The 12,042-nt window shown below is 64.8% G+C and carries 9 protein-coding genes; 6 read left to right on the forward strand and 3 right to left on the reverse strand.

Translation table 11 applies throughout. The features are described 5' to 3' along the window. Positions 1 to 137 precede the first annotated feature (137 nt). Positions 138 to 1,037, reverse strand: coding sequence for a LysR family transcriptional regulator (locus R2669_RS04915; protein WP_147214811.1), 900 nt, complete (start codon positions 1,035 to 1,037; stop codon positions 138 to 140). A 92-nt stretch (positions 1,038 to 1,129) separates the two neighbouring features. Here R2669_RS04915 and mdlC point away from each other — a divergent pair, with 92 nt between their 5' ends. From mdlC to R2669_RS04935, 4 genes are all read left to right on the forward strand, one after another. Then, positions 1,130 to 2,719, forward strand: coding sequence for a benzoylformate decarboxylase (gene mdlC / locus R2669_RS04920; protein WP_316898958.1), 1,590 nt, complete (start codon positions 1,130 to 1,132; stop codon positions 2,717 to 2,719). After that, a complete protein-coding gene (locus tag R2669_RS04925; RefSeq protein WP_316898960.1) occupies positions 2,719 to 4,203 on the forward strand; it encodes an aldehyde dehydrogenase in 1,485 nt (494 codons plus the stop codon). Before mdlC ends, R2669_RS04925 begins: the two co-directional genes overlap by 1 nt. A gap of 12 nt (positions 4,204 to 4,215) precedes the next feature. Further along, the gene (locus tag R2669_RS04930; RefSeq protein ID WP_316898962.1) at positions 4,216 to 5,157 is read left to right on the forward strand and encodes a ketopantoate reductase family protein; all 942 of its coding nucleotides are present in this window, start codon (positions 4,216 to 4,218) and stop codon (positions 5,155 to 5,157) included. 146 nt (positions 5,158 to 5,303) lie between these two features. Next, on the forward strand, positions 5,304 to 6,695 hold the full coding sequence (locus tag R2669_RS04935; protein WP_316898964.1) for an MFS transporter: 1,392 nt from the start codon (positions 5,304 to 5,306) through the stop codon (positions 6,693 to 6,695). 159 nt (positions 6,696 to 6,854) lie between these two features. On the opposite strand, the gene R2669_RS04940 is transcribed toward R2669_RS04935, so the two are convergent. Beyond that, entirely contained in the window at positions 6,855 to 7,988 is a 1,134-nt protein-coding gene (locus tag R2669_RS04940; RefSeq protein ID WP_316898966.1) for an alpha-hydroxy-acid oxidizing protein, read from the reverse strand. A gap of 525 nt (positions 7,989 to 8,513) precedes the next feature. Here R2669_RS04940 and R2669_RS04945 point away from each other — a divergent pair. Beyond that, positions 8,514 to 9,914 carry a lipase family protein gene (locus R2669_RS04945; RefSeq protein WP_316898968.1) on the forward strand — a complete coding sequence of 467 codons (1,401 nt, stop codon included), beginning with the start codon at positions 8,514 to 8,516 and terminating at the stop codon, positions 9,912 to 9,914. A gap of 152 nt (positions 9,915 to 10,066) precedes the next feature. Here R2669_RS04945 and R2669_RS04950 read toward each other — a convergent pair whose 3' ends face one another. Further along, a complete protein-coding gene (locus tag R2669_RS04950) occupies positions 10,067 to 11,224 on the reverse strand; it encodes a pyridoxal phosphate-dependent aminotransferase (RefSeq protein WP_316898970.1) in 1,158 nt (385 codons plus the stop codon). Positions 11,225 to 11,256: 32 nt separating this feature from the next. On the opposite strand from R2669_RS04950, the gene R2669_RS04955 reads away from it, so the two are divergent. Next, positions 11,257 to 11,913 (forward strand): GntR family transcriptional regulator, encoded by a 657-nt coding sequence (locus R2669_RS04955; protein ID WP_147214804.1) that lies wholly within the window; start codon positions 11,257 to 11,259, stop codon positions 11,911 to 11,913. Positions 11,914 to 12,042: the final 129 nt, after the last annotated feature.

The raw sequence follows: 12,042 nt of genomic DNA on the forward strand, positions 1-12,042 counted from the left end.
GCACCCGGCAAAATCCGTTGGCAACGCCGTAGCAGGGCCCCAAAAAAAGCGCCGGTCGAAGATGACCGGCCATCGCGATCAGCGACGTAACGCGATGTACCGCGACGTACCGCGGCGGCTTAACCGGCTGACAAGTCCTAGGCGGTAAGTTGGCGCAGCGCTTCAAGCAATTTGACGGCGGGGCCAGGCAGGATGCCGTGGCGGCGCCGGAACGCAGTGAGCGTGCGGCGCGCTGCCAGGCCGGGAATCGGTAGAGGTTCGATCACGCCGGCGCGGCGTTCGGCGTCGATCATCGGTTCGGCCATCCAGCTCAGGAAACCGGAGCGCGCCACCAGGCTCTTGAGCGCCGTCACCGAGCGCGTTTCCACCACGATGTTCGGCAGGCCCAGGCCGGCGGCTTCGAATACCTGGCGCATATGCTCGTACGGGCCGGTGCCGCGCGGTGGAACCGCCCACGGTGCATTTAGCGTATCGGCCAACGTCAGCGCAGCGGACCTGCGCAGCGGATGCTCAGGCGATGCCACGACGAAACTTGCGTCCTCCCACCGGCAATCCGCGATGGCGATGATGTCCTCGGTATCCGGCATCGCCATGGACAGCGCGAGGTCAATCTCGTGCTTGACGAGTCCCTCGGCCAGCCGGTCCCACACGCCCTCCAGTATCTCCACGCGCAGATTCGGCCAGCGCGCCACCACGTTGCCCACGGCCAGCGGCAGGACGTAGCTTGCGATGCTGCCGACTGCGCCGACGCGAATGGTCCCCTTGGCAAGTCCGCGCATGGCGTCGATCTCTTCACGTGCGTAGTCCGCCTCGCGCTGCAGCAATGAGGCATGCGGCAGCAGCGCTTGCCCGATCGCTGTCAGCTGCATGCCCTTGGAGTGGCGCTCGAACAGCGGTGCCCCGACCTCGTCTTCCAGCCGCTTGATGATGCGGCTCAGCGCGGGCTGGGTGACGTGCAGGACGTCCGCCGCACGGCCGAGGCTGCCGGCGGAAACGATGGTGGTGAAGGCGCGCAGTTGGCGCAGATCGAAGGCCATGCAAAAAGGTAATGACTTTGGCGAAATAATTCAATATCGCGTTAAGAACTACGGATTCCATACTGGCAGCCTGTTCCAAGGAGATGGCCCGTATGACCCGCACCTCGCTCGCGCTGACCACCGTGCGCGACGCCACCATCGAGCTGCTGCGCCGGTTCGGCATGACGCACGTGTTCGGCAATCCCGGCTCGACCGAGCTGCCGATGTTTCGCGATTTTCCGGAGGATTTCCGCTACATCCTCGGCTTGCAGGAGGCCGTGGTAGTGGGCATGGCGGATGGTTTTGCGCAGGCAACCGGCAACGCGGCGCTGGTGAACCTGCACTCGGCGGCGGGCGTGGGCAACGCCATGGGCAACATCTTTACGGCCTTCAAGAACCGCACGCCGCTGGTGATTACGGCGGGGCAGCAGGCACGGTCCATCCTGCCGTTCGATCCATTTCTCGCCTCCAACCAGGCGACGGAGCTGCCCAAACCGTACGTCAAATGGAGCATCGAGCCGGCGCGTGCCCAAGACGTGCCGCTGGCGCTGGCCCGCGCGTATCACGTCGCGATGCAGGAGCCGCGCGGCCCGGTGCTCGTGTCGATTCCCGTGGATGACTGGGATCAGCCGACGGAGCCCGTCGCCGTGCATGAAGTGGCGTGCGAAGTGCGGCCCGATCCGGTCACGCTGGCGCGCATCGGCGACCTGCTCGATGCGGCACGGCGGCCCGCGTTCGTGGTGGGGGCGGCGGTGGATCGCGCTGGCGCGTGGGATGCCGTCGTGCAACTCGCCGAGACCCATAACGCGCGCGTGTTCACCGCACCGATGGCCGGGCGCGGCGCGTTTCCCGAAGACCACCGCCTGTTCGCCGGTTTCCTGCCTGCAATGCGCGAGAAGATCGTCAGCCTGCTGCAGGGGCACGACGTAGTGTTTGCCCTCGGCGCACCGGCGTTTACGTATCACGTGGAAGGGCACGGGCCGCACGCCCCGGTTGGCGCGAAGCTCGTGCAGTTGATCGATGACCCCGCGACTGCTGCGTGGACGCCGGAGGGCATTTCCGCCGTTGGCAACATCCGCCTGGGCGTGCTCGATTTGCTCGACCGCCCCGCCCCGCCGGCCCGGCCGCTGCCGCCGCTACGGGCCAAAGCGCCGCGCGCCGAGCCAAGTTCGCCCATGTCGGCGGCCTTCGTGTTGCAAACGCTCGACGCCGTACGCGGCGCGACGGACATCATCGTTGAAGAAGCGCCGAGCGCGCGGCCCGTCATGCAGGCCTATCTGCCGATGCGACGCTCTGGTGGGTTCTACACGATGGATAGCGGCGGCTTGGGCTACGGCATGCCGGCTGCAGTCGGTGTTGCCTTGGCGACGCCTGGCACGCGGGTGATCGGCTTGATTGGCGATGGGTCGAGCATGTATTCGATCCAGGCGCTGCGGAGTGCGTCGCTGCTTGAACTTCCCATGACGTTCGTCATTCTCAACAACCGCCGCTACGCGGCGCTGCAGGAATTTGCGCCGGTGTTCGGCTTTGCCGCCACCGATGTGGTGCAGGGGACCGACTTGAACGGTATCGACTTCGTCGGTCTGGCGCGCGCGATGGGCTGCACCGGCGAGCGCGTGAGCGACCCGCATGCGCTGGAGGCCGTGCTGCGCACCGCATTGCAGTCCGCAGGACCAACCGTGATTGAAGTGGAGATTGCCTGATGACGAATACGAACATTGCCCCGCTGGACGCGGCGCAGAACATCTCGATGCTGATCAACGGCGAGCGCGTGCAAGCGGCCAATGGTGCGGTATTCGAGCGTCGCAATCCGCTTGACGGTACCGTCGCCACGCGCGCGCCGGCCGCGACTGTGGACGATGCCCGTCGCGCCGTCGACGCCGCAGCAGCAGCCTTCCCCGCCTGGGCCGCAATGGGACCGACGGAGCGCCGCGCGCTGCTGATGCGCGCCGCACAAGCGCTTGAAGCCAAGGGCGAGGCCTTTGCCGCAGCGATGGCGGCCGAAACAGGCGCCTCCGCACTGTGGGCCGGCTTCAACGTGCATCTGGCCGCAAGCGGCTTGCAGGAAGCCGCCGCCATGGTCACGCAGATTGCAGGCGAGATCATTCCGTCCGACGTGCCCGGCAGCCTCGCCATGGGCGTGCGCCAGCCGGCCGGCGTCGTGCTGGGCATCGCGCCGTGGAATGCGCCGGTCATCCTTGCAGTGCGCGCGATTGCGTTACCGCTGGCGTGCGGTAACACCGTCGTGCTCAAAGGCTCGGAAGTTTCCCCGGCCACGCATGGGCTCATCATTGAAGCCTTGCAAGAGGCGGGCTTGCCAAACGGCGTGGTCAATTTCGTGACGAATGCCCCGGCCGACGCGGGCGCGGTCGTGGAGGCGATGATCGCCCACCCGGCCGTGCGGCGCGTCAACTTCACGGGCTCCACGCGCGTGGGCCGCATCATCGCGCAGACGTGCGCGACGTATCTGAAGCCCGCAGTGCTGGAGCTTGGCGGCAAGGCGCCGCTGCTCGTGCTGGCGGATGCGGATATCGACGCTGCTGTCGATGGCGCGGCCTTCGGCGCGTTCGCCAATTCGGGCCAGATCTGCATGTCCACCGAGCGCATCATCGTCGACGAATCGATCGCCGATGCATTCGTCGCCAAGCTGGCTGCCAAGGCGGCAGCGCTGCCGTTGGGCGATCCGCGCAAGGGGCCGGCGGTGCTCGGTTCGGTGGTCGACATGAGCACGGTCGAACGCTGCAATCACCTCATCGACGACGCACTCGCCAAGGGCGCGAAGCTGCTGTGCGGCGGCAAGGCCACCAGCACGCTGATGCCTGCCACGCTGCTCGACCACGTTACGCGCGACATGCTGATCTACGCGGAAGAATCATTCGGCCCGGTCAAGGGCATCGTGCGCGTGAGCGGCGACGATGCCGCCGTCGCCTGCGCGAATGACAACGCGTACGGCTTGTCGTCTGCCGTGTTCAGCCGCGATGTGGCGCGCGCCATGAACGTCGCGCGCCGCATCGAATCGGGCATCTGCCACATCAACGGGCCGACCGTGCATGACGAAGCGCAGATGCCGTTCGGCGGCGTCAAGGCGAGCGGCTTTGGTCGCTTCGGCGGCCGCGCTGGCGTGGCGGAATTCACGGAGCTGCGCTGGATGACGGTGCAAACCACGCCGCGCCATTACCCGTTCTGAGCCGCGATGCCGATGAAGATCGCAATCCTCGGTGCGGGCGCGATGGGCTCGCTGTTTGGCGGGTTGTTGGCCGAAGCCGACCAGCACGTCACGCTGCTCGACATCAACGACGCGCATTTGCACGCCATTGCTGCGCAAGGTTTGCGGCTGGCAACCGATCGCGGCGATCGTCGCGTGCGCAACCTGCAGGCGCTGCGCCCGGGCGATGCGACAGACGTGCCGGATTTGCTGATCGTCTTCACCAAGGCGATGCACACACGGGCCGCATTGGCGAGCGTGCGTCACCTCATCGGCGCATCAACGCATGTCCTGACGCTGCAGAACGGGCTCGGCAATGTAGAGGCGCTGGCGTCGGTCGTGCCAGGGGAGCGGATCTTCGTTGGCGTGACGACGTGGCCAGCGGATCTTGCCGGGCCGGGCCACGTGCGCTCCCACGGCGCGGGCGTGATCCGGCTGATGACCGCAGACGGCGCGTCGCATCCGATGTTGGCCCGCGTGGTCGATACGCTCTGCGCCGCCGGTCTGAACTGCCAGGCCGATGCCAATGTGTGGGGCGCGGTGTGGGAGAAAGTCGCCTTCAACGCCGCGCTGAATCCGCTGTGCACCGTGCTGAATCAGCCCGTCGACGCGCTGGGCGCGATAGAAGACGGCCCGGCGCTGGCGTTGACCATCGTGGGCGAAGTGCTGGCCGTGGCCCGCGCGAGCGGCGTTACGGTTGACGCCGCCAAGGTGAACGACAACGTGCGGCACGCCATCGTTGCGCATCGCGGGCACAAGCCGTCGATGCTGCAGGACGTGCTGGCCGGGCGGCCGACCGAGATCGAATCCATCAACGGCGCCGTGGTGGCGACAGCCCGCCGGCATGGCGTGCCTGTGCCGCACACAGAGACGTTGATGCAGCTTGTGCGGTTGGTGCAGGTGCAGGCGCAGGCCGCACACCAGCAGGAGCATTAGCGGGCCGAGCGATCCAAGCTTTCATTCGATGGCGCGCAGACGCCACCTCAACGGAGACAAACCATGATGAGCAGTTCCAGATTGGTGAGCGCGACGCTGGTATTGCGTGGCGCGTTCGCATGTTCGGCGTCCCAGCGGAGGCCGGCATGAGCCAGAACCCGACCACGGTCGATATCGGCACCGTCCTTGATGACGGGCCGTTTTCTCTCGCGCAGAAGATGGCAGTCCTGCTGGCAGCCTTCGCCATCGTCATGGACGGCTTTGACGGCCAGTTGATCGGCTTCGCCATCCCCGTACTCATCAAGGAGTGGGGCATCACGCGCAACGCGTTTGCGCCGGCGGTGGCCGCGGGCCTGATCGGCATGGGGTTGGGCAGCGCGCTGGCGGGCCTGTTTGCCGATCGCTTCGGGCGACGCTGGGCGCTCATTGGCAGCGTGTTCCTGTTTGGCGTGGCGACGTGCTCGATCGGTTTTGCACCTAACGTGGCGACAATTGCCGCGCTGCGGTTTATCGCCGGCCTGGGCATTGGTGGCGCGTTGCCCAGCTCCACCACGATGACGGCGGAGTTCACGCCTGCGCGTCGGCGCACGCTGGCCGTGACGGCAACCATCGTCTGCGTGCCGCTGGGCGGGATGCTGGCGGGCCTGTTTGCGGGCCACGTGCTGCCGCTCTACGGCTGGCGCGGGCTGTTCTGGATCGGCGGCGCGCTGCCGCTGGTGCTCGGCTTCGTGCTGGTGGCGGCGCTGCCCGAATCGCCGCGCTTCCTGGCGCGCCGCCAATCGCGCTGGCCGCAACTGGCACAGCTGCTGTTGAAGATGGAGCGCGATGTGCCCGGCAATGCCGTGTTTGCCGATGTGGCTGGCCAGAAGGCGATTCAACACGCGAGTTTCCGCTCGCTCTTCGCACCTGGGCAGGCACGCGACACGATGGCGCTCTGGGCTGCGTTCTTCATGTGCCTGCTGGCCGTGTACGCGGCGTTCAGCTGGCTGCCGACGATGCTGACTTCAGAAGGTTTGAGCGTGAGCGTGGCGGGCTCGGGGCTGACGGCGTACAACCTGGGCGGCGTGATCGGTGCGCTCGTCTGCGCGGTGACGATTGCGCGATGGGGTTCGCGTTGGCCGATGGCGCTGTGTTGCGCGGGCGCAGCTGCGAGCGCCTTTGCGCTGCAGGGTGTCGATGCCAAGCTCAACACGAACCTGCTGATCCTCGGCCTTGGGTTGCACGGGCTCTTCGTCAATGCCGTGCAATCGACGATGTATGCACTGTGCGCCTATGTCTATCCCACCGCGGTGCGCGCCACCGGTACGGCGTTGGGTCTCGCGTTCGGACGTCTGGGCGCGATCCTCAGCGCGTTTGCCGGCGCCATCGTCATCACGGCCGGCGGTGCAGCCGCCTATCTGACCATGCTCGGGATTGCGATGTTGGTGGTGCTTGGCGCGCTTCTGGCCATGCGCGAGCACATCCCCCGGCTGAGCAGACGCGGCACGAAAGCCACGCGGGTGGCGCCCATCCCGCCCAGCACGCCGATCAAACCTTAGCTTCTGCCGCCTTTGGCGCTACCGCACATCTGAACCGTGCGACGGGGCTTTAAGGACGAATAGCGCATCGCTTGCGCTGTGCTGGCAGCAATACGGACAGAAGCAATTGAGGCACGTCGTGTCTTTGCTGGGTAAGACCGGCGAACACGACGGAGCGTGTCAGCGCTGAGCGAGATGCGTTCGGTCCAATGCAGCGGCGCGTGCGCACCCGATCAGCGCCAAGGTGCGCTCCATATCGGCCCGGAACATCGCGAGCACTTCAGCGACACCGGCCTCGCCACGAGCAGCCAGACCGTATAGCAGCGCGCGGCCAAGCATCACTGCATTGGCGCCGGATGCAAGCGCCTTCACCACATCTCGGCCATTGCGGAAGCCACTGTCGACGATGATGGCCGTGGTGCTTCCCACTTCCTTGGCAATGCTGGGCAGCACCTCGATAGGCGCCGGAAAATCCGCCAGTTGCCGGCCACCGTGGTTCGACACGATGACCCCGTCAATGCCGAGCGCACGGCAGCGCGCTGCATCGCTGGCGCTCAAGATGCCCTTTACAAACAGTTTGCGCGGCCAGCTCTCGCGCAGCGCGGCCAGATCGTCCCAAGAGAAACCCGCATCCATGCGCCGCTGCAGAAGTGCAGCCTGAACCTCCAAGTTGGCCGAGCCTTCTGTTTGTACATTCGGCAGCGTTGGGAATCCACCGACGACCTGCCTGGTCAACCAGGCCGGGTGAGTCAATACATCCAGTGCCATTCGGGGGTTTAGGCGCATCGGCACAGAAAAGCCATTGCGCAGATCGCGTATCCGGTGGCCGTTGACGGTCACATCGGTCGTCAGGACCAGCGCTTCGTAATCAGCGGCCAATGCCCGCGCAGTGAGCGCCCGTGCATGCTCGGGGTGAACGACATACAGCTGAAACCATAGTCTTCCGGAAGCCCGGCGTGCCAAGTCTTCCAGCGAAACATTGGAGGCAGTCGACAACACGAACGGGATCCCCGCTCGGGCAGCGGCTCGCGCCAGCATGATGTCGCCATCCGGCCGGCACGCACCTGTCAGCCCCATCGGCGCAACGATCAGCGGAAGCTCCATGCGCTGGCCCGCCAGCGTGGTCGAAAGATCCCGAGTACGGACATCGGTCAGCCGAGACGGCGAAAACCGCAGGCTTTCAAACGCGGCACGGTTGTGCTTAAGCCCCGATTCATCGTCCGCACCGCCTTCGATGTAATCGAAAACCATGCGGGGCAGATACCGCTGCGCGGCACGGCGGTAGTCCTCGATGCCAAAAAATGCTGACTTCATTTGCCGCAAACTCCTCACGCTCCAACGCATCGATGTGCTGTGTGCAACGGCCTTGGTGACTTCGCACCCGGCCTTGCCTTTCAGTCATCACCGCTTCCTGTTTCTGCGGTCTCAGGCCGCAGCGGGCGGAGCACAACGCAGGCATGTCGCCGACGTCCAGGCTTTCAGCCGCTGGTGACGACCACTTCGCCTTGCGATTGTTACAACGTCACACCGCGATCTCATATTGCCGATTACGCAAGAAGTCATTACCCGCCAGCATGGCTTTTCTGTGACTACGTTGGGACATCTGCCGTTTGAACAGGCGGAAGGTCGCGGGGCCGGTCGCCCGCGCCATCGTTGACCGTCAAAAATCTGCGTGCAGTCTGGTTCGGATCAAGCTGTCACGGGGTTCCTTGTTGGACACTGTCCACCGACAGCCGGGAGCGCGGCGAGCTTCAATTCAGGCAGTAGGCGATCAGGCCATACGAGGCAGGAGTGGCCGAGCTTTGCGGCGTGGTTCAAAACGAAAAGGAGGGTACCGATATGTCACGCGATGCCGATGAAGCAATTGTGTTGTCCCCGCCGACGACGTCAGATAACGCGGGCGGGAGAATCGACCAGCCACGGCGGTCGTTCATCGTGCAGGCCGGATTGCTATCGGCCGCCCTGTGGGGAACGTCTGCGGGCGCAGTGGGCACGCGCAGCGCCGCACGCATCGCGCGCAGCGTCATCGACCGCTCCTGTCGCGTCAGCGGTCAGCGGCTCGACGACCTCGTCGCAAAGGCGTATCCGCTGTTCAACAAGCCGGCCATTCTCCCTACGTTCGATGCGAGCCGGGACGGTGCCCGCTTCGACGTGGACCTGCATCGGATCGTTACGCACACCGTGGTGCCGGAAACCGGCGAACGACTGCGCGTGAGTGGCCTGCTGGCGGTGCCGGTGGGCGTCAAGGGCGAGCTGCCACTGGTGTCGTGGCAGCATGGAACGATCCTGTCATTCGACCAGGTACCGTCGAATTTGACGTTGCTGGCCGACCCGGCTTACGAACTCACGGATGCAGCGGACTCTCTGGAGACGCTCTTCAACGTGCATCGCTTTGCCGCCCGGGGTTATGCCGTGGTGGCAGCCGACTATGTCGGCAAGGGCCCCTTCCGCGATGGCCGCGGGGAGGGTTACGCAGTCAAAGGCGTGAGCACTCGAACCTGCCTTGACATCCTTGCGGCTGGTCAGCAAGCGATGCGCACGCTCGGTCTGCGACCCTCGAAACGCTTCCTGCATGGCTGGTCGCAAGGCGCACTCAATACGCAATGGCTCCATCAGGCGCTGCGCTCGCAATCGTTACCGGTCACGGGCACAGCGGTTGCCAGCCCGTTCAATGACCTCAACGAAGCGTGGAGCTTCTGGGCAGGCGCCCAGACGTTCCCGCTACCCGCGGGCGTCGCCTCATATCCGGCCCTGCCAGGCTGGATATCGCTGTGCATGATCGTTGCCCTGGGCAGCTACGAACTTCAGTACGGCCTTGGCGGGCTGCTGCAAGCCGCGGTGCAGCCGCAATACCGCGACATGGCAAAGCAATACTGGCAGGACTACAAGCTGGACACCGCCGCCGCACAGGGAATCCCGACGGGCGCCCAGCTGCTGGTGCCGGGCTTCTTCGATCGCGCTACCGACGAGCGCAACAGCGCGTTCCTGCGGCACCTCGCGGCCAATAGAGCCTCCTACTGGCACTACGATGCACCGATCCGCTTTCACTACGGACTGGCCGACGAAGCGATCCATCCGGCGATGGTCGGGCGCGCCCTCTCCGCAGGCGGAGCTCTTGCCGGCGGGGTTGCCGTCCCGGGTGGCAGCCATCGCGGCACCTTTCTCGCTGGCCTTTACGGAGGTCCCTCCACCCTCGACGGCGCTCAGAACATCCCGCAATGGTTCGCCTCCCTGGGTTAGGCAGGCGGACTCGGCACGTCGATGCCGCATTGAGCGGCCACGCGAGTCATGAAGGACCGCACCCGCGGTCCTCGTGAACGCACACACGGAGGCTGTGCTGTGCCATTCACCGAAGGGCCATTGACGCCGAGGGTGGAACAGCAATTCCTGCCTCAGGTCCGCCACGCACAGCGTATGCGCTCGCGAATGTCCTGCAAGCGCGAAACAGGTTCATTCGCGAAGACGAAGCGCAGGTAACGCTCTGCCCCAGGGCCCCATCCCCCCATCGGAGTAGCCGCGATTTTGCCGTGATCCAGCAGGAGCCCGGAGGCTTCCGGCGGCTCAATTCCTAAGCTTCGCGTGTCGATCAGCATTGACCAGCCGCCATGAGGACGGATGACCGGCAAGTCGGAAAGCGCATCCATCAGAAAGTTGCGGCGACTTTCCCACTCCGCGACGGCCGCAGCCACGCCGTCATCGGTTGCGGTCAGTGCGGCGGTGGCCCCGGCCATTGCGATGCCCACTTGGCAGACCACGTTGGAAAGGCTGACAAGGCGAACATCGTTCATGATCGATTGCGGACCGACGATCCATCCGACCCGCCATCCGATCATTCGATATTCCTTTGAAACCGCACCGACCGTGATGGTCCGATCTCGCATACCCGGGAAACTGGCTGGGTGAACAACGCTCCGGCCGTCAAACAGGATGCGTTCCATTGCGGCGTCATAGACAAGCCATAAGCCCCCGTTCTCGCAATGTCTTGCGATTGCCTGCCACTCGTCTGGGGACGGGACGTAACCGCTCGGCATCGAGGGCGACATGACCAATAGGGCCTTGGTTCGAGGGCCGATCGCGGCCGTCAGGCTGTCGAGGTCAAGGCGCCAGCCGTCCGGTCCTGGACGCAGCCGGGCAAACTTCGGGACGCCACCGGCCAGATGTACGCGGTTGATCAGGCCAGCGTATGTGGGATCCGTAAGCACGACCTCATCGCCAGGTTCGACGATGGCTAGCAGAACGTTGAGAATTCCGGCGAGGCCACCCGCTGACACGATGCATTCGCTCGCAGCGTCATATTCGACGCCTGCGGAATGTCCGACGCGGGCGGCCGCTGCTTCGCGCAGCGATCGTAAGCCCGTAAACGGCAGATAGCTGTTTGCCGCATCGTCGTCGATCGCCTCGTGCGTACGGGCGAGCGCCACCGCTGGTGGTCGGAGGTCGGTGTCCAGATTTTCGAGTCTTAGAATGTCTGGGTCGCACAAGGCGTCCGCTGCGTCGCCCACGCGATCCACGCCGATCCCGGGTATTTTTCTCAACCGCGACACCGTCATATCAACCTCCGACATTGTTTTAATATATTAAATTGAAAAAGACGGCAGACTGCAAGCTCTCCTCGACTTCGCTGGCCGATCGCCTGCGCGAACGCATTGCGGACGGAACATGGGCGCCGGGGACGCAACTACGCCAGGAACTGATCGCCAAGGAGTTCGGGACGAGCCATATCCCGGTCCGGGAAGCGTTTGTGCAATTGCAGGCGAGCGGCTTCGTGACGATCGTGCCGAATCGCGGCGCATTCGTTTCGGCGATGACGACGGCCGAGGCCGCGGAACTCACGGAAATGCGGGTTGCGCTCGAGCTGCTCGCGCTCAACTCGGCAATCGATTTTTTTGGCCCGAACGATGAGGCCGCGGCACGCGCGATACTTCAGCGCGACGAGAAGGCCAGGGAGATCGAGCACTGGTCGGTGGATAACTGGGCGTTTCACCGGGTGATCTACCAGGCAAGCGGCAAGAGCCATCTGATGGAAACGTTAGAAACGATCTGGCGCAAGACCGATCGCTATCTACGGCTCGTCTGGCAACTGGAACGCTACCAGGACATTTCGTCCGCACAGCATCGCGAAATACTGGATGCAGTGGTTGCGCGCGACCGGCGCGCTGCCAAGCGGCTGACGAAGGCGCATATCGAATCTGCTGGCACGGTAATGCAGGATGCGCTTCGCGAAGCCCGAGCCACCTGAATCACCCTCCACAATCAGCGCGAACGCGACGCCATTCACGCGGGCCGCATCGATTTGTCGGCAATCCAGGCTTCCGTTCTGAAGGTCCCAAACCGACCCAACTTGGACGCTCGCTGTCCATCAAGTTGT

Source organism: Ralstonia edaphi, assembly GCF_958350185.1.
Lineage (GTDB): Bacteria > Pseudomonadota > Gammaproteobacteria > Burkholderiales > Burkholderiaceae > Ralstonia > Ralstonia edaphi.

Excerpts from the sequence above, each read along its gene's own strand:
- R2669_RS04935 (WP_316898964.1), top strand. The coding sequence starts at position 5,304 with ATGAGCCAGAACCCGACCACGGTCGATATCGGCACCGTCCTTGATGAC.
- R2669_RS04930 (WP_316898962.1), top strand. The coding sequence starts at position 4,216 with ATGAAGATCGCAATCCTCGGTGCGGGCGCGATGGGCTCGCTGTTTGGC.
- mdlC (WP_316898958.1), top strand. The coding sequence starts at position 1,130 with ATGACCCGCACCTCGCTCGCGCTGACCACCGTGCGCGACGCCACCATC.
- R2669_RS04950 (WP_316898970.1), bottom strand. The coding sequence starts at position 11,224 with ATGACGGTGTCGCGGTTGAGAAAAATACCCGGGATCGGCGTGGATCGC.
- R2669_RS04945 (WP_316898968.1), top strand. The coding sequence starts at position 8,514 with ATGTCACGCGATGCCGATGAAGCAATTGTGTTGTCCCCGCCGACGACG.
- R2669_RS04940 (WP_316898966.1), bottom strand. The coding sequence starts at position 7,988 with ATGAAGTCAGCATTTTTTGGCATCGAGGACTACCGCCGTGCCGCGCAG.
- R2669_RS04915 (WP_147214811.1), bottom strand. The coding sequence starts at position 1,037 with ATGGCCTTCGATCTGCGCCAACTGCGCGCCTTCACCACCATCGTTTCC.
- R2669_RS04925 (WP_316898960.1), top strand. The coding sequence starts at position 2,719 with ATGACGAATACGAACATTGCCCCGCTGGACGCGGCGCAGAACATCTCG.